General features: G+C 47.0%; 15 protein-coding genes. 1 reads left to right on the forward strand and 14 read right to left on the reverse strand.

Annotation, left to right across the window (positions count from 1 at the left end; genetic code table 11):
- Positions 1–400: 400 nt before the first annotated feature.
- The 14 genes from MKY35_RS22045 to MKY35_RS22110 form a co-directional block, all read right to left on the reverse strand.
- Positions 401–817, reverse strand: a complete 417-nt coding sequence (locus MKY35_RS22045; RefSeq protein WP_322252654.1) for a cupredoxin domain-containing protein — start codon at positions 815–817, stop codon at positions 401–403.
- Between the two features lie 90 nt (positions 818–907).
- A complete protein-coding gene (gene cydC, locus MKY35_RS22050) occupies positions 908–2,716 on the reverse strand; it encodes a thiol reductant ABC exporter subunit CydC (protein WP_342444824.1) in 1,809 nt (602 codons plus the stop codon).
- Complete coding sequence (cydD, locus tag MKY35_RS22055; protein WP_342444825.1) at positions 2,700–4,457, reverse strand: thiol reductant ABC exporter subunit CydD; 1,758 nt, start codon at positions 4,455–4,457, stop codon at positions 2,700–2,702. Before cydD ends, cydC begins: the two co-directional genes overlap by 17 nt.
- Positions 4,457–5,470, reverse strand: coding sequence for a cytochrome d ubiquinol oxidase subunit II (gene cydB / locus MKY35_RS22060; RefSeq protein WP_080710733.1), 1,014 nt, complete (start codon positions 5,468–5,470; stop codon positions 4,457–4,459). The genes cydD and cydB overlap by 1 nt, the downstream gene beginning before the upstream one ends.
- Positions 5,457–6,863, reverse strand: coding sequence for a cytochrome ubiquinol oxidase subunit I (locus MKY35_RS22065; RefSeq protein WP_069011655.1), 1,407 nt, complete (start codon positions 6,861–6,863; stop codon positions 5,457–5,459). Before MKY35_RS22065 ends, cydB begins: the two co-directional genes overlap by 14 nt.
- A gap of 228 nt (positions 6,864–7,091) precedes the next feature.
- On the reverse strand, positions 7,092–7,247 hold the full coding sequence (locus MKY35_RS22070; protein WP_342444826.1) for a hypothetical protein: 156 nt from the start codon (positions 7,245–7,247) through the stop codon (positions 7,092–7,094).
- Positions 7,248–7,269: 22 nt separating this feature from the next.
- On the reverse strand, positions 7,270–8,928 hold the full coding sequence (locus tag MKY35_RS22075) for a response regulator transcription factor (RefSeq protein WP_342444827.1): 1,659 nt from the start codon (positions 8,926–8,928) through the stop codon (positions 7,270–7,272).
- The gene (locus MKY35_RS22080) at positions 8,921–10,711 is read right to left on the reverse strand and encodes a sensor histidine kinase (RefSeq protein WP_342444828.1); all 1,791 of its coding nucleotides are present in this window, start codon (positions 10,709–10,711) and stop codon (positions 8,921–8,923) included. The genes MKY35_RS22075 and MKY35_RS22080 overlap by 8 nt, the downstream gene beginning before the upstream one ends.
- 169 nt (positions 10,712–10,880) lie before the next feature.
- The gene (gene def, locus MKY35_RS22085) at positions 10,881–11,462 is read right to left on the reverse strand and encodes a peptide deformylase (protein WP_023990342.1); all 582 of its coding nucleotides are present in this window, start codon (positions 11,460–11,462) and stop codon (positions 10,881–10,883) included.
- A gap of 339 nt (positions 11,463–11,801) precedes the next feature.
- Positions 11,802–12,776 carry a polysaccharide pyruvyl transferase family protein gene (locus MKY35_RS22090; RefSeq protein WP_039273775.1) on the reverse strand — a complete coding sequence of 325 codons (975 nt, stop codon included), beginning with the start codon at positions 12,774–12,776 and terminating at the stop codon, positions 11,802–11,804.
- A complete protein-coding gene (locus tag MKY35_RS22095) occupies positions 12,751–14,130 on the reverse strand; it encodes an oligosaccharide flippase family protein (RefSeq protein WP_028541812.1) in 1,380 nt (459 codons plus the stop codon). Before MKY35_RS22095 ends, MKY35_RS22090 begins: the two co-directional genes overlap by 26 nt.
- Positions 14,131–14,203: 73 nt before the next feature.
- The gene (locus tag MKY35_RS22100) at positions 14,204–15,157 is read right to left on the reverse strand and encodes a glycosyltransferase family 2 protein (protein ID WP_039273779.1); all 954 of its coding nucleotides are present in this window, start codon (positions 15,155–15,157) and stop codon (positions 14,204–14,206) included.
- A 40-nt stretch (positions 15,158–15,197) separates the two neighbouring features.
- Entirely contained in the window at positions 15,198–16,139 is a 942-nt protein-coding gene (locus MKY35_RS22105) for a glycosyltransferase family 2 protein (RefSeq protein WP_029519255.1), read from the reverse strand.
- A 205-nt stretch (positions 16,140–16,344) separates the two neighbouring features.
- Positions 16,345–17,145, reverse strand: a complete 801-nt coding sequence (locus tag MKY35_RS22110) for a DUF1836 domain-containing protein (RefSeq protein WP_039273781.1) — start codon at positions 17,143–17,145, stop codon at positions 16,345–16,347.
- A 255-nt stretch (positions 17,146–17,400) separates the two neighbouring features.
- Between MKY35_RS22110 and MKY35_RS22115 the strand changes: the two genes are divergently transcribed.
- Positions 17,401–18,741, forward strand: coding sequence for a hemolysin family protein (locus tag MKY35_RS22115; protein ID WP_196245377.1), 1,341 nt, complete (start codon positions 17,401–17,403; stop codon positions 18,739–18,741).
- The last annotated feature ends 121 nt before the right edge of the window (positions 18,742–18,862 follow it).

Here is an 18,862-nt window from a genome sequence, read left to right on the forward strand (position 1 = left end):
ATTCGTGCCACTACGCATGCGGATGGTGCTTCCCATCGCTGTTGTCCCCGGATTTCTTGAATAAGCACACAAAGGTAGAAAGCCGGGACAGTTTATGCTTGCGATGCGAGCTTTCCTACAGAAAGCTTTAAGGCGACCGCTTCCCTTGTCCAGCACCATTCCGCCTGTTCCGTTCTAATGTAAATTCCCTGAAAGAAGTCTTGTAAAAAACAAAAGATCAGCAATGTAAGCTGATCAGAGGTAAAGGGTAAAGGGTAAAGGATAAAGCATAATGCAAACAGGATAATGCATACTGCACCACAGGTGGAGGATGGTATATACACACTGTCGCAATTAACCTAATGATTGATTGAAGGAAAAAAAGCTTTCTGGCATCAATGTGCCAGAAAGCTTTTTTGATTTATTTTACTGTGATCGTCCCGTAGTACATGTACATACCGCAATTGTACTCATATACGCCTGGTTTCAAGTCCTGGACGGTAAAATAATTATTTTCGTGATCCAGGTAAACGTCCATTCCGATCTTCAACGACTGCACTTCATCAATGCAAGTGAAGGATGTCATTTTCTTGAAATTGATTTTGGTTGGAACGCCGGCTTTCACTTCAATATTTTTAGGATAGAAACCGTCCCCTTTTACACCCACTGTAACAATCTCATATTTAGTTTTGTCTGGCTCTTCCTGAGCTTGTTTAGGTTGAACGGCCGGAAACGACGACACGCTCCCCTGAAAATAAAACAAGACAAACCCGCCCATGCTCAGGGCTACAAAACCAATCAGCATCAAATGCCAATGCTTAGAGATAAGTGTTTTCATTCATATCAGCCCCTCCAGTTGAATGTCTACATGTGACGCATCAACTTTAACCAGTATATAAAAGTTAATCAAAATTTTAAATACCTCATTTCACAGGCTCGGATGATCCAGCTCATACAGGCTACGGTATCGGGGCTGCTCCTGCCATAGCTGCTCATGACTGCCGCGCATGGAAATGGTGCCCTGTTCCATAAAGATCACCTCGTCCATATGCTCCATCCCCGTCAGATGATGCGTGATCCAGATCAATGTTTTGCCCTTCAGCACACGAAACATCGTCTGCATGAGCTCATGCTCTGTCAGCGGGTCAAGCCCCACTGTCGGCTCATCCAGCAAAACAATCGGGTGATTTTGCAGCAAAATCCGCGCCAGTGCAATTCGCTGTTTTTCTCCACCGGAAAAACGAAGGCCCGTCTCATGCATTCGGGTATCGTAGCCCTCCGGCAAAGAATCAATTAGAGTTCCAAGCCCTACCTGCTCCGTCACTGCACGCACCTCATCCAGCGTAGCATCGGGTCGTCCCAGCCGAATATTGTTCGCTACCGTTGTATCGAATAAATACGGCTGCTGGTTCAGCACCGCAAATAGATTGGAGTATGCTCCACCTGTGTATACGGGAATCCCTGCGACAGTGACGCTCCCTTCATCAGGCTGCAATGCTCCCTGAATCAGATTCAGTAGCGTGGACTTGCCCGCACCACTGCGACCAAGCAATGCAACCTTGCCCCCCTGCGGTACGTGCAAGGAGATATCACGCACGCTCCATTCCTGCGTTGCCGCATAGCGGTAGCTTACGTTGTTCAGCAGCAGGTCTCCTCCGTGGCCCAATCCCAGAGCGGCAGCCTGCTCATCTATAGTGTCAGCTGTGCCGCCTGCTGCTGTGTGTCCTGCATCCACAGTAACCAGAAGCGATGATGACACAGGTGTAGGTGTGTCTTTCTCCGAATCCTTCAACCGTCGAAGGGAATCCTGATACTCCGGTGCATGCACCACTGCTTCTCCAGCGCGAACGAAGGCATCCAGCAACGGAAAAGCCACAAGGGCAAAGGATGCCAGCCATGTGGCTTCTATACGATTCTGTGCTACTAGGCCTCCGGCCCACACAGTCATAATCACAATCCCACCGCCTACAACGCATTGTGCCATCCAATGAGAACGCCACTCGCCCCGGCGAAGTGAATTTTCCATCACGGCAGCCCTATTGTGCCGTTGTGTAAAGGTACTCAGGAAATGCCCAGTCCGTCCGCTCAGCACCAGATCACTCATGCCGAACAGAGCATCCGTCAGGTCCTGATAGGCTTTACTCCGTTCCTGCTTGAACATTCGCCGTTTGGCGAGTGAGGTCCATAGTGAGATAGCTGGGGCAATAAAAAGCAAAAATCCTCCATATAGCGCCATAAGCAAGGCAAAGGTTCCGTCCATCCGTCCGAGCGCCGAGATGCCTGCTGCATAAATCAGCAAAGCCGATAGCGCAGGCAGAACTAGCTTCAGATAGATGTTTTGAAGCTGCTCAATATCCTCTGCCAGCAACCCCAATAAATCCCCTGTACGGAATTTGCTGCGGATCATCAGCGCCTGCGGTTCTACTGCCCGATATAAGCGTACCCGCATACGGGACACCAGACGCAGTGCGGCATCATGTCCTACCAAGCGTTCCAGGTACTGAATAACCGCTTTACTAAAACCAAATGTTCGCACAAGCACAATTGGAACGTACACCATTAATATATTTTCCGGTTTTAAGGCCGAACGGGTAATCAGATGACCGGACGTAAAAAGCAACGCGCCCGCACATCCAATGGCCAGCGCGCCCAAAAGAGCAGCTAGCAGAAAGGCCCAAAAATATTGTCTCAGATACGTCACAAACCAGCCTTGTCTGCTATTATCCGTTACTCTCATATCGTCCGTTCCCTCCTTCCGACATCCCCGTCAGCAATCGGTAATATGCCCCCTTACGGGCAATCAATTGCTGATGGGAACCTACTTCTTCCAAACGACCTTGATTCATCATCCAGACACAGTCCATATCTGGCATCCAATGTAGCCGGTGGGTGGCAAGAAACACTTTTTTGTGTTTCAAAACCGATAAAATCGTCTGTTTTAGCTCCCACTCTGTCTCAATATCCAGATGCGCCGTAGGCTCATCCAATAAAATGACCGGACGGTTACTGAGCAACGCCCGCGCCAATGCAATCCGCTGCGCCTGTCCTCCGCTCAACGTCCTACCCGCTTCACCAATGGGCTCATTCATTCCACCCGGAAGACCGTCTACCAGTTCACGCAGTCCAACCGCGTCAACCGCCCACTCCACCTGCTGGTTGGATGCCTCCGGTTCATAAAAACGGATATTATCTGCCAGAGAAGCGCTAAACAGGTATGGATGCTGTGGAATATACGCAATATGCCGTTGCCATTCAGCTTTTGCATCCCCAGCCAATCTGCATCCATTCAGGAGCAGTTCGCCCGAAGTGGGATCAGCAAAACCGCCAAGCAGACTAAGCAGCGTCGTTTTACCTGCACCGCTAGCTCCAACGATGCCGATCATGTTCATGTACGATTCAACATTGGCAGACACATGTTCAAGCCGAGCCGAACCGTCTTCATTAAGGAGGCACACATCGGACAGCTCGAGAATGTCCTGTCCCGTGATGTCCAATCCTTTATCGTTAGCTGCCAGTTTATTCGGCTCGGTCGCATCATCTTCTTTACTGAGAATGGAGCGGATTGCTCCCCAAGCCTCCTTACCATCCAGTGAAGCATGATAGTCTGATCCCAACTGGCGTATGGGCATAAAATATTCTGGGGCCAGAATAAGCACCGCAAGCGCTGCCTCCAAACCCACCGAGCCACTAATCAGGCGCAAACCCAAGCCTACCGCCACAAATGCGACCGATAGCATACTAAAAAAATCAAGGGCAAATGAGGAAAGAAACGCTACCCGCAGCGTGCGCATCGTTGCCGTGCGGTATTGGTCGCTGACCTTCCCAACTGTTTCCCCATGCTCTTGGCTACGACCCAAAAACCTTAGTGTCTGAAGTCCACGCAGCGAATCCGTGAAATGATGAGATAACAGACGATAGGAACGCCACTGCTTGTCTGCCTGCTTCCGCGCCGCCAAGCCGAGTAAAATAAAGAAGCCTACCAGAATCGGCATCGTAGTCGTCAAAATCACACCTGAAATGACGTCCAATGTGAAAACATACACAAGTACAAGTATAGTGACAGCCATCATGTCAATCATACGAGGAATGGACAGTTCCAAATACGTGCGAAAACGATCCATGCCGTCCAGCGCCAGCGTCACCAACTTGCCGCTACCTTCCTGCGCTGCAAAACCCGGCCCCCGTTCGAACAAACGTGCAAGCAGACGCTCCCGTAAGGAAGCGCCTGAAGCTTCAGCAAAACGGCCTGCTGTCCGGCGTTGCAGCCAGATCGCCGTATGCCTCGTTGCAAAAGCAGCGAAAAACAACGCCAGCGACGGCCAAGCCATCACCAGCGGATTTTGTTCAAACAAAATCGTAACAGCCTTTGCCAAGAAGACTGCTTGTGCAATCACTGCGGCCCCCTGGAGCAGGGAAAGGGCAGCCAGTAGCAGCATCACTGGCCGAATGCCCTTTAATTCAAACCATGCCTTATCCATTAGTATTCCAAATGATCCTTCTCACTGAGACGCTTATGGAAAACAAAATAGCTCCACGCCTGATAAGCCAGCACAAAGGGTAAAAGCGTTGCTGCAACAATCGTCATGGCTTTCAGTGTGTAATGACTGGAGCTTGCATTATAAATCGTCAAATCAAAAGCACTATTAATCGAGCTCACCATAAATCTTGGGAACAAACCGACGAATAACGAAACGAAGGTCAGTAAAATCACTGCACCTGTCATCCCGAAGGCCCATCCTTCGCGGCGCTGCTTCAGGAAGTACCACGTCAGCACATAGGCGACAATTCCGACTGCTACCGCAGCATACATAAAGGGACCGCGACGCGCAAATAAATCCGTTGCAAAATAAGTCCATACCACCATGCCAGCGAGTAAAATGCCCAATACCGGAAGAAATTTGGATGCCATCACGCGAGCACGATCCCGTACTTCTCCAATCGTCCGCAGAGAAATAAACGTCAGTCCGTGCATTAGGCACATTCCGACCACTGTCAGTCCAATCCATACGGTATATCCATTGAATACATCGGAAAATCCAGCTTTCAAATCCATGTTTTGCTGAATAGGTACACCTTTCACCAAAGCCGCAAAAGCCATACCGAACAGCATCGGCGGTAGAAAGCTGCCAATCAGAATGCAGGCATCCCACGTTCCTGTCCACCATTTCCCTTCAGCCTTGCCGCGGAACTCAAAAGAAACTCCACGCAAGATCAAACCTAGCAAAATAAACACAAATACGAGATAATATCCGCTGAACATAGTCGCATAAAAATGCGGAAAAGCGGCAAACATTGCACCTGCTGCTGTAATCAGCCACACTTCGTTGGCATCCCAGAATGGACCAATCGTATTGATCATCAAACGTTTTTGTTGGTCATTACGCGGCACCAATCCTGTGGCCATTCCTACGCCAAAATCAAAGCCCTCCAGAAAAAAGAAGCCGGTAAACAGCACAGCGATCAATAAGAACCATAAATCATTTAGCGACAATGGTGTCACCCCCTTGAGCAAAAGGATCATGAATTACCGTTTGCTGATGTGGCTCAATATCTGGACCTTTGCGAGCCGTACGGTAAAACAGAAACGCCAGCACACCTGTTAAAATTAAATACAATGTGGTAAATGAGATGAACGAGAATAGCACTTCTCCTGCCACAACTGTAGGCGAAACAGAATCTTTCGTTTGAAGCAAACCAAATACCGTCCACGGTTGGCGGCCTATTTCAGTCATGATCCAACCTGAAGTATTCCCAATGAATGGAAGGGATATCCCCCATATCATAAGACGGAAGAACCAGCGATGTGAACCTTCCAGCTTTTTACGGAACGTCAGGTAAGCCCCGTATAAGGCAAGTGCAATCATGCCACATCCCGCTGCAATCATAATGCGGAAGCTCCAAAACGTGGTACGTACTGGCGGGATATAATCGCCCGGACCATACGTTTTTTCATATTGGGCTTGCAGCTCATTCATACCAGGCACAGAGCCGGTAAATTTACTATAGGATAGAAAACTCAAAGCAAAAGGAACTTTAATCTCAAAGGTATTCCCCTTGTTTCCAGGATCAATCCATGCGATAACGGTCCAAGGAGCGGGGTCACCGCTGTTCTCCCATAAGCCCTCACTGGCAGCCATCTTCATCGGTTGTGTTTTCACCAAATATTGAGCCTGTCCATGACCAAACAAAGGAATAGCAATGGCACTGATTAAGGCAACAATAATACTCAATTTAAAAGAAGGTTTAAAAAAGTCCATATTCTTTTTGTGCATCAGCTTCCATGCACTGATACCCGCGATCAGAAATGCCCCCGTTGCAAAAGCAGCAAACAATGTATGTGGAAATTCCCATAACAGTTGTTCGTTCGTTAACAAAGCGGCAAAATCTTTCATTTCTGCACGTCCATTTTGAATCTCATATCCTACTGGACGTTGCATGAATGAATTAGCAGCTAGAATCCACAATGCCGATAACATCGTACCGATCGATACCAACCACATACAAATTAGATGGACCGTTTTGGACAATCTTTCCCAACCGAACACCCATAATCCGATAAAGGTCGATTCTAGGAAAAATGCAAGCAGTGCTTCAATTGCCAGCGGCGTACCGAATACATCACCCACAAAACGGGAAAAGTCCGACCAGTTCATCCCGAACTGGAATTCTTGCAAAATCCCGGTGACTACGCCCAGTGCAAAGTTAATCAGCAGAAACGTTCCCCAGAATTGAGCCATTTTTTTGTACAAGTCATTTTTCTTGATAACATACATAGTCTCCATAATTGCCACCAATAACGACAATCCAATGGAGATCGGCACATAAACAAAGTGAAGAATCGTTGTGGTTGCAAACTGCAACCGTGCCAAATCCAATACGTCCATGATGTTGCTCCTCCCCCTACACTTCTCTTAACATTGATTTATAGTGTCTGTAATCTGAAGTCTTCTACATTTGTGATAGTATTCACATTCTTACATATGCAGCGGTCACTTTTTTAGAAAATGACTCACTCAACTACCTTCACTATGGTTATCATGATCCGGCTTCAGATTATCCCCATTATATAGAATAAATTTAAATGAAATAGAATCGAAAATGTGAACATCGTGTCAAAGCTGTGTCATAATGATGGCGATTTGATGAAAACGACCTAAACTCCATAATAAATGTGACATTTTCGATTGATCTATCTGTTTTTTCACCATAAAAAAGAGCCCCTCTTCGTTCGGAGGTTGTACCTCCGACATCTGCAAGAGAGACTTCATAGCGTTATACCTAGGGATTCTATCAACAGCCATCTGTTCCTCCGTTCTTTTGAACCCGATTACGATAGGAGGAAGGTGACATTCCAGCATACTTTTTAAATTTACTATGAAAATAATCTGCGTTCGCATACCCTACGCGTTCCGCCACCTGGTGTACCTTAATTCCTTGTGCAAGCAACTCCCTTGCTCGCTCAATCCTCACCTTATCCAGGTAGGCATTAAAGGCCTCGCCAGTATGACTTTTGAACAATTTGCCCAAATAGCCACTATTGTAATTAAACATATCTGCCAGTAACTCCAATCGCAAATTTTCATCATAATGACTATGAATAAAGTCAATCATTTGTTTCATGATGATGTCCTTGCCACCGGAATCAGTCTGTCCAATCCATTGCAACACATGCTCCAGCGAGTGATCCACCAGCTCGCCCAATGTGGAATAAGCATATACATCGGTTATAAAGCTGGAGTGCTCCTCCAGCACGGTTCGGCTGTGATCCTGTCCGGCTGCATACTTGTTCAACGCCAGTGTGAATGTTTGGGCGAACGCCGCCTTGATTGCGGATTCTGTGCGATAAATCCGTGGAAATTGGACTTCCATTTCCTTAATGACACGGGTTGCAGCTTCACTATTAGCCATATCTAGCGCATAGTACAGCTTTTCTGCATAACGTATGGGATCATCTGTGGTACTATCAGACGCTCCACTCATTTCAGTCTCGACTGTCTCCAATTCGTGTAGGTCTCCAGGAAGCATGACTCTTTCTGCCCGGAACAAAAACGTACGCTCCAATAATCGTAGTGCCTGCTCAAAAGATCTGGGAATGTCGCTAAGACTGGCTACAGGATCACCGGCAGCCACATAAATTTCCGTAGCCCACGCCTTTAGCTCCTGTCGCCAAGCAGCTAGTAACTGAACAGCATCTCTCTCCGTTTTTAACGTGGCGGGAAGCAAAAGACCCATATATATTCCAGCCTCAAACACGATACCTCTTCCTTGCTCATGGCACATTTCTGTTAGTCGCTGCTTTGCTGCCGACTGCCGGGCTTGCCGATCCCAGTCAGGTATACGTAAATCCAGCAGAATAACCTGATAGCTACTCCAGTCCAAGGCTGGTAACGCTGGCTGTTGTCCATATTTTCCGTTACCGCTTTGATGTTCAACTTGCTTGGATGCTCTGTGCAGAGAATCGCTGCTTTCCACAGCATTACGAGCATGCTCTCGATAAACCGGAAACAATAGTGCTTCGATCCAATTACGCTCATGGGAAGGCGGACTTCCCCATTTGCCGTCTTCTTTCTCGTCCTCAATGTTTTGCCGTACCCGTTTCAACTCTGACGTCATTTCTTCCTCATCAACTGGCTTCAGTAGATAGCCATCTACTCCGAAGCCCATGGCTTGCCGTGCATAATCAAAGTCTGCATATCCGCTTAATATGAGAAAATGATACGGCTCCCCGTTCTTTTCACGTATACTACGTATAACCTCCAGTCCACTCATCCCGGGCATACGAATATCTACAATGACTAGCTCCGGCCGATGCTCTCCGAACTTATCCAGAGCCTCGCGTCCATTCCCTGCCGTATCGACAATACGGAAGCCACAATCCCCCCAGTCAATAATGGAGGACAATCCTTCACGAATCGCTGGCTCGTCATCTACAATCATCGCTTTATACATTCGACTCTTCCTCCCTTGGTATGGAAAAGTATACGGTTGTTCCTACTTGTAATGCGCTTTCAATATGCAATCCATAACGTTCACCATACATCAATGTCAGACGTTGATGTACATTACGCAGGCCAATACTGCTCCCTTCCGGCTCATCCGTCCCCCTGATCCGAGCTAGCAGACGGGTCAGTTGCCCAGCTTCCATGCCAATCCCATCATCTTCTACTTTAATTTTCAACTCTCTTTGTTCTATTGCAATATTTACCTTCACGGTAACCGGCTCTTCCTTATTTTCCAGTCCATGAATGACCGCATTTTCCACCAGCGGTTGTATGATTAAGGGAGGAATCGACATGTCCGTCGCATCTTCTTCCAAATTCACTTCATAGATCAAGCGATTTCCAAATCTGAATTGCTGAATTTGCAAATAGGATCGCACCATATCCAGCTCCTGTAGTACCGTCGTTTTACCACTGCCAATCTCCAGATTCCGGCGCATCAGCCTGCCAAGCAAACGCACCGTCGTTGCAATTTCCGCTTCCCCATTCAGATGTGCTTTCATTCGAATAGATTCTAATGCATTAAACAGAAAGTGTGGATTAATTTGGCTGGCCATCATTTTTAACTTGATATCCTTTTGTGCCAATTCCAGCCTGTTGTTGTGCTCACTCGTCTCATAGACCTGCGCCATGAGTTGGCGAATACTACTCACCATATAGTTGAAACGGCGGGATAAATCCCCGATTTCGTCCCTTCCCTCCACACTCGATACCACATGAAAATCGCCCGCGGCTACCTTACCCAGCTCATAGCTCAACCGCTGTAGGCGTTTGGTAATCAGCCAGGAAATGATGGTGATCAGAATCAGTGCCATAATCAGCACTGCAAGGACACATAAAGCACCAATCAGACTGATTCGATTGGCTCCCTGTACAATATGCTCCGTTGAAAACACTGAAATAATCGTAAATCCGCTCACACTGGAGGCGGGCAGCAGCTCATCCACGATGATGTTGGAGGGTATTCCGTTGATTTTCGCTTCATATATCCCCTTACCCGCACGCTGGACATCAAAGCCCAAATGTAAATCGCCCAACGTCTGCCCCACCGACTGCGGACGAGTAGCTGCGACCACAATCCCGTTACGATCCGCAATCAATGTTTCAAAAGGCTCCTTGCTCAGCATATGATTCAACTCGGTCTGGCTCAGCGATATCATCAGAACTCCCTTGGTATTGTATTCGGGAAATGGAATTTGCCGTACCAGGCTTAAGCGATTAACCGGGTTATCCTCCTTATCCTGAATGTAAAACCAGTTAATCGCCGTCCCCTTCAAAGCCGTCTGGAACCACTGCTGCCGCTCAATGTTAGAGTCCACTGGAATAAACTCCAGATTATTGACAAGCGTCGGATTGTACGAATAGAACCGGATGGTAGCAACTTCTCTATATTGCTGAGTATACTCATTAAAATCCTTGTATTGATGATACGCATTCATCAGCTCTACCATACCCGGATACCGTCGGTTCGCCATCTCCCTCAGCCTTTTATCGAACATGAGCCCATTTGAAATATCCGTTGGCACACGCAGTAAATTTGCCGTCTGGCTCTTGATCTTTTCCACATTGTTTACCGTCTGGGCAATTGCACTATTCAATGCCTGCTCTCGCAAATAAAAAGTAACGCAGCCGCCAACCACCAGCACCGGAATCATGACAATTAGTACGTAGGAGAACAGCAGCTTATTCCGCATACGCATATTACTCATCAGAAGCCATACTCCACGATTCATGCCATCCCTCCTACAAGATAAGCGCTTACATTTTTTGCGTGTTTTCACATTCTCCATCTCGACCTATATGTATGTATCCAGTTTAATGCTTCGTAACCTCTATATCTATATTTTTTGCAAAATTTAAAAAATGTGGCGAACAGAGTCACCACACTTTACGATTCCTAAACTATTTACGTACAAAAGGTTCGATATGCACTCCCTGCGGCAGCTTGTGCGGATCTTCCGGGTTGATACGGTCATAGAACATAATACCATCCAAATGGTCCATTTCATGCTGTACAACAATCGCTGCATAACCTTTGAAAGTCAATAGCTCCTGTGTTCCGTCTGGTAAAGTAGCTTTAATACGAATTTTTTCGTAACGCGGTACATATCCGGCTACGTACCGATCTACCGACAAGCACCCCTCACCCTGTTCCAAATAAATCATGGACGTGGAGTGGCTGACCAACTTCGGATTAAACAACGCATACTCTACCGTTTTGTCTCCATCTTCATAATAAATAGCGCACATTCTTTTGTTCAAACCCACCTGGTTTGCAGATAACCCCACACCCGGGCGCAGTTCATAGCGGGTAGCCAGCTCTTCATTTTGGCTATTTTTCAGATAATCCAGCATCCATTGCATCTGTTGAAGATCCTCTTCAGATAGTGGCAAGCATACCGGATCAACCTTCGTACGCAAAATAGACTCCCCTTCACGCACGATATCCTTCGTGAGAAGCATGTCCATCGATTGATTACTCATTCGTCAGCCTCGATTCATTAAAATAAATATATTTTCATGTGATGTACTGCCATGTAATATGTGATGCGGTGCAAAAACTGTGGGATTTCCCGGTTTTCTGCAAGTTTTATCCCATAAATTATATCTATTCATGAAATGAATTGTCAAAATAAAGCGACGTTTTTTGGGGGGAAATTGGCGCAATAAAGACCTCTACGGGGGCGTCCTACTCTTTTAGATTAAGTCATTAAATATTCACTGCCTTTATTATTTATCACATTAAATGATTTTGTCTCTATATAAAAGCCTCCTAAATCATTTCAATGATCAGGAGGCTTTTGAAAATAATTTTTCTTACTATTAAGATGGCTGCTCCAACGCACTTGGAGCTTCACTAAACAGCTTCGCCTTTGGATTCGGCTGTGTCCAGGTATTATAATATTGCGAGTTCTTGCCGTAGGAATTGTCAATGACAACGTGCGGCATATCAAGCAGACAGGCCAGAATGTGACCGTGCAGTCGTGAAGTGCGAACCTCGCGGTAAGAGCTGAACAGGGTAACCGCTTTGTTCATAAGATGGTCTGTGTACTTGTACCAGAATGTACGCGTAGGCAACGGGCCACCGATTTTCTTATCCAGTCGGTAAAACTTCTGGAAATAGACAATTCCTTTCACTTCCAGCGGAGTGAACAAAGTATCCCAGTCCAGACGGTGAGCGGCATCTGCCTCGTCATCGAACTTCTTTTGTCCACCCACCGTTTCAATATCAGTCCGCAAGAAATACAATACATCCTTCACGGTTTCCGTAGTCGGCTTCAATGGCCAGAGCTGGTGCGCCATATCAGGACATAGTGTGATACTGCACTGGTTCAGCTTGTCCTTAGCCCACTGATAAGAGCGTGTATCCCGCACAAACATATGTAGATCCGGGTGAGCATTAAACAGGGCAGCGACCTCATTCGCCTTCTGTTCAGATTGAAAGTGAATCGTTTGCGGCATAATCACAATTCGGTGGTCAGGAAAATCGCGAACGATGCGTTCACGCAAATTTTGGTGATTTGAATAGAGATCGCCGAAGTTGCCGCCGCCGTGGCACACGATAATCCAGTCGCCTGGAATTTGAAGCTGATCGGGAATATCCATAGCGCTATAACGGGCACGGACACGGATACCATTATCCTTGAAGAACGCCTCGGTGCCTTTCATGATGAGTACATCCCCACCGTTATTATAGACGGGATAGTCGACATAAATGATATTCGAACCTTGGGGGACTACGTCGAGAATGACGCTCAGCTTATTTTTCAGTTTAGCCATGGGATGCAAATTCGGCATCTTTCAGTTCTCCCTTCCTGCGCTTCTTTTGTATTGTCTGAATGACGAATGTAATATCACTTTTATCAAAAATGATCCGTGATAGCGGAACATTGAAAAACATGGGGAACGAGAACAGTGAGAACGCCAACCGAACACAAGCGCCTACAAGCAAAGCAATCGCAATGCCATCCAGACCGAAGATCGGTGTACAAATAAAAAACAGACCAACGGTGATCGCATAGGCTACAATTTGCCGGAACAATACCAGTCCCGGACGCCCCAGCGCGTTAAAGGCCGAAGCCAGAATCCATGAGCCGCCACCAATGATACATTCCAGTGACAGCAGGTAGAACGTTAGCGATGCTTCCAGAAAAGCGGGGCCGTACAGCAAACCCAGCATGTATCGTCCAATGAAGAGAGCAGGCACAATGACGATTAGCATCGCAGCCATAGAGATGCGAAAAGCACGTCCTACCGTTTCGACAATCTTGCTGTGCTCCATCCCTGTCACCTTTGGAAAGGTAACGTTAGTGACGGCATTTTGCACTACATTGAACACACGAGACAAGGCGTAGACGACAGAGTACAGGCCGAACGCTTTGGGTGATAGCAGTGCCACAATAACGATTTTGTCCGTTTGTGTGGACAGCGTCCCCATCAGCTCCATCCCGTAAACCCTCGCTCCATAGCTATAATAAGGACGAAGCACTTGGCGGCTGGTAAATGGGCGGAAAGCACGCAAATTCATATACTTGCGCAAACGGAGGAACGCCCACACTAGTGCAAGGAAACTCGCGGCAAAATTCACTGCTCCTGCCAGCTGCACATTGAGCAAGCCCATCAGCCACAGTGTCACCAGACCGATGAAATTCAGTAACGGGTAGTAAAACAACAGACCATTATATACGCTAAACCGATCCAGCCCTTGCGACAATGCTGTCGTCAGCGCTGTAAGCACTGCCAGTGGTATGGCTGCCGCACAATAAAGCTGGGACAGTTGGATGATGTCCGCACCATAACCATTCAGCCACAGCGGCATGCATATCCAGGCCACAGCTCCCGCCAACAAGCTGGCAGGCAACTGAATCCAGAGCGACAACGCCAGCAATTCTTCCGTCGTGCCTGTTTTCTTCTTGATGTTATAAATTAACGACGTTGGTAACCCGAAGCTCAGCACACTGCCGATCAGCGTAGGCCAGAACAGAACTGCCGCCAGTTCTCCTTTCCCCTCTACTCCGAGCATACGTGCGGTCAGGATGGAAGTCAGGGTCGTAACGATTAGCACAAAAAAATTGTTAAAGCTCGTGCGCATGATCGTTTTGGCGAGACTGTCACCCGTGAATACTTTCCTTGCTGCTGTCCATGTGCTCATGTTACGTCCAACTCCTGTTCCTTATTAAGCCTCTCGTCTCTATGCTCGCATCGCGTCTTTTGACGCACCTCCATCAGCCTACCGTTTTTTTGGAATTGCGTTCAGGCAACTGCCCCCCGTCAACAGGCTCCTTCGGACTTGAAAAGATCGCTTTCAACGCTCTTCTATAGCCTTGAATGGCAGTATGATTTTTCTTGGGCTTTTCTCTCAAAATCTGATACAACGTCGTCCAGTATAGCGCTGCATAACCAATCGGCCCAGATCCCTCTTCACGCAGTAGATGAATATGATTCATCACCCGCATATAAGTAACCTGCTCCATATTGTCGCGTGAGGACGGCGATTCGTGATGAAGCAGCGTAAGCGCCGGGTTAATGTATAACGGACCGCTTTTCATTGCGATGCGCGAAAGTAATAAATCCTCGCCTACGCTATAGCTTTGTAACCAAGGTACCGGCTCCAGACTGCGAATCGCCTCACGTCGAAATGACATATTGCAGCCATGAAAAAACTGGGTTCTAAACGTCTTCTTGGCCTTATGCCAGTTATACATCGAGCCGGACTGACCGCTGAGGGACAACCTCCCTTTTGACAAAGACTGCTGGAATGACAGCAAGCATCGAATCGTTCCCATGAAGCTGTTACTCATTCCCTGTGCAATACCGCCGACACCAGCAGCCTGCGGGTAAGCCTCATAGGTACGCATCAACTCACTTAAATAGTTGCTCGGCAACTCAACATCATCGTCAAGGAACAAAATAATGTCACCCTGCGCAAGTTCAGCTGTCTTTACACGAGATAACCATAATCCCGGCTGCTCCTTGCGATGATATCGGTAGGTAATTCCCGCTCTGCCCAACTGACGCTCATAGCGTTCCAGCACATGCTTCGGCAGTTCTCCGTCGTCAATAATCCATAGCTCGGTTTCACATGCCTCCGGTGCTCCCCCAATGGCAATTGAATTGATGCATCGGGTCAGATCGTCAACCCGATTTCGGGTGCACAGAGCAATGGACAAGCTTAACATCATACTCCCCCTTTATCCTGTCAATGTGTAAAAAAACAGATTACTGAACCGCCGGGCCTAAATATTCGTTATATTTTTGCTTGCGCGGGTTCAGAATGAACAACACCCCCTGCTTGTATCCATCTGCGGCATTAAAATTGCGACGCAGCGTTTCTTTGAGCATCAAGTAGGATAAGGTCCATAAAAGGGCTCCATACTGAATCACTCCAGCCTTTTTCAAAGCAAGAAAATAATAGTGGTTAATCGCTGTAGCCTTGGCTACTTTGCCCGCCTTATCGCGCGAGCTTGGAGATTCATGATGAATGATGGTTAAGTCAGGATTGATAACCAATTTGCCGTAACGGCTCGCTAACTGGCACATGTACAAATCATCAGCCACAGCATAACTGGTCATCCACGGATACGGCTTCATGTCCCGAAGCGCATCCCTCCGAAAGGACATATTGCAGCCATGGAAAAATTCTGTATCGAAAACCTCTGTTGCTTCGCCCCAACGCAGCAAAGAACCTGCCAGACTACTAGGCGAGAGCTTGCCGAGGGATGAAGACATCTGAAATGTCAAAACGCCCAGCAGCTTTCCTGCCCGGCTCGAATGTAATCCCTTTGCAATCCCTCCAACACCCACAATCGTTTTATCCTGATCATAGGTATCGAGCAAGCGCCGGATATAGAGTTTATCGTCCAGTTCTGCATCATCGTCAAAATACAGCACAATATCATACCGCACAAGGGACAAGGCCTCATAGCGAGATAACCAAACGCCGGGACGACTTTTTTTATAATATTTCAAAACGCTTTGAGGCAATCCGGATACCATGTGACGGTACTGCTCGATCTGTTGGTCGGAAATATCGCCGTCATCAACAATCAGCAGTTCTACAGCCGTATGCTCCAATTGCTGCTGTACTGCAATAGATTGTATACAGCGTGTCAGGTCTTCGATCCGGTTGCGGGTACAAATGATGATGGAGACATCGGACATGCCATTACCTCCTGTTGTGTGTATCCAGATGCTTTGGAAGAGATATTCAAAGTTTTTCCAATTGCTGGATTATATATGTTTATTGTATCTTTGACAGCGTTTTAGTGTATATACCTCTTTTGTATACTTTTTCAGTCTCCAAAAGGGTAGACAATCCTCTAAAAAGAGTAAAAAAATAGGATTGGCTTCTAGTGCCAATCCTGATTTACCCTTGGAAGTCCAGAAACAACGTCGCATTCACATACCGACGTGCCATGGACAAAAAATAACTATTTTGCACCGCTACTGCTGCCACCAGCAAAGTATTACGCACTGCTTCACACTGGTTAGGGGTCAAATGCTGTAAACGACTGGTGTATTGATCAGCCGCCTGAACCAGCAACTCCTCTGTCGCACCTTCCTGACGCTGCTGTACTGTAACGGAATCTCCGTTATCCTTTACATAGCCTGCACCAGCAACATCGAGCAGTTGGTCTCCATTCGCATCCAGCTCCTCAAACAAAGTTGAGTAGGCAGCGTACAAATCGACCGGCTGAATCAGATCGTCCGTATCATCTTCGGGCTGTTGGAACAGGATATGAAATAGCTGACGAATGGATTCAAAATCAAGACATGATTTTAAATCTTCTACAATGAGCAATATAGCTGCCTGGTTGACCGAGTATTTTTTGCCGATCTTCGGAGCGCCGAGAAATTCCTTGAAGTCGCGTTTGACCCAATTTTGCATAGATGCTAGTGACACATGGCTATACTCGACTAGTTGCCCCAGGGAAACAATCTCTTGCAGCGAAAAGGCTGCGCTGTGCTTACCCTTGATGATTTTATCTAGCACAGGTGTCACATCGGTGTATAAAAATGTCGGCATCGCGCTCCCGGAGCGGGCGAGATGGCTATGAGTGCGCCTCCAGGCGTCCTGCAGAACGGCCAAAGGCTGCAATTCGCGGCGACCTTCCATGGCCAGCAGCAAATGGGCCATATCACGACGAGTAAGGGTAAAAGACTCCATCTGCTTTCCTCCCTTTATTACATTTCAAGTTCATTTGAACTCATCATACGCCCTCAAACTAGGCTTGTAAAGTGAAGCAATGAGACGTGCGGGTTCTATTATGCCTTATTTTCTGTGTAAATTGGAGGTAGGCGACCTGCTACGATTCCATATGAACCTTGTATATTTTCTTTTAAGTTCTTAAAATAAGTTCAAGTGAACTTAAAATGGAGTTCCTTAAAAAAATTGAACGAAAAAGGGATGAGTGAAAATTATATGGGTATAGGTGTCAGTCTATTTTTGTTTGCGGTGTTGATTTTATTTAGTGCTTTCTTCGTGGCTACCGAGTTTGCGATTATTAAAATCCGTTCCAGCCGGGTCGATCAGCTGGTTGTGGAGAACCGTAAAAACGCACTGGCGCTACAAAAGGTCGTCAATAATCTGGACGGCTACTTGTCCGCCTGTCAGCTTGGTATTACGATTACAGCGTTGGGACTCGGCTGGCTCGGTGAACCGACCGTAGTCAAATTGCTGGAGCCTCTCTTTCAACAGCTCAACATCAATGGGGATTTTTCACATATCCTGGCCTTTATTATTTCATTCGTCATTGTAACTTACCTGCACGTGGTGATCGGCGAACTGGCTCCCAAAACATTGGCGATCCGCAAAGCGGAAGCTGTCAGTTTGTTAACCTCTCCAGTCATCGTGTGGTTTAACCGGATTATGTATCCGTTTATTTGGCTCCTTAACGGCTCGGCCAATCGTCTGGTTCGTCTGTTTGGTCTTCAACCGGCTAGTGAGCATGAAGAAGCGCACTCTCAGGAAGAAATTCAGATCATTTTGTCCGAAAGCGTGGAAAGTGGTAAGATCAATAACACCGAATATGGCTACGTAAATCGTATCTTTGCTTTTGACGAGACCGTTGCCAAGGAAATTATGGTGCCACGTACAGATATGGTATGCTTGTTTACGAATCGCTCGCTACAAGAAAACATGCTGACTATTCACGAAGAGCAGTATACCCGTTTTCCGGTGGCGACAGATAGCAAGGATCAGATCATTGGTATGATTAATACCAAACAGCTATTCCTTGAGTATGACCGCAATCCCGAGCTTGTTTTCGACAGCCTGATTCAACCGATCTTGACCGTTCCGGAAGTAATCCCCGTCAACACACTGCTGAAACGTATGCAGAAGGAGCAGGTTCATATCGCTCTCCTGGTCGATGAATACGGTGGAACCTCCGGTCTCATTACCATCGAGGACATTTTGGAGGAGATTGTTGGCGAAATTCGAGACGAATTTGATAAGGATGAACGGAAGGAAATCGAGAAACTGACGGAGAACAGTTATTTGATGGATGGTAAAGTGATGCTTTCCGATCTGAGCGATCTGACTGGCTTGACATTGGACGATGAAGACGTGGATACTGTCGGAGGGTGGGTGTATAGCCGGGTTCCGGAACCTAGACAGGGCAAGGAATTCATAGAAGAAGATGTGAAATTTATCATTCGTGAAATGGGTAAAAATCGTATTCGTCGGGTGGAGATTATTTTACACCACACATCCCCCGCATCTGAATTGGAAGCAGAATCGGACACTTCTTCCCGGGAATGAACCGTGTGACCTGAGCGTTTATCTTTGCACTTGACACTTGTGTTCACTCCTACTGAAATGACATATTTCCAGGGCAAACGGCTTAGGTCGTTTGCCCTGCACGCGTGTAAGGAGGAGCTAG

The organism is Paenibacillus sp. FSL L8-0638 (genome assembly GCF_038593075.1).
GTDB classification, from domain to species: Bacteria; Bacillota; Bacilli; order Paenibacillales; family Paenibacillaceae; genus Paenibacillus; species Paenibacillus polymyxa_D.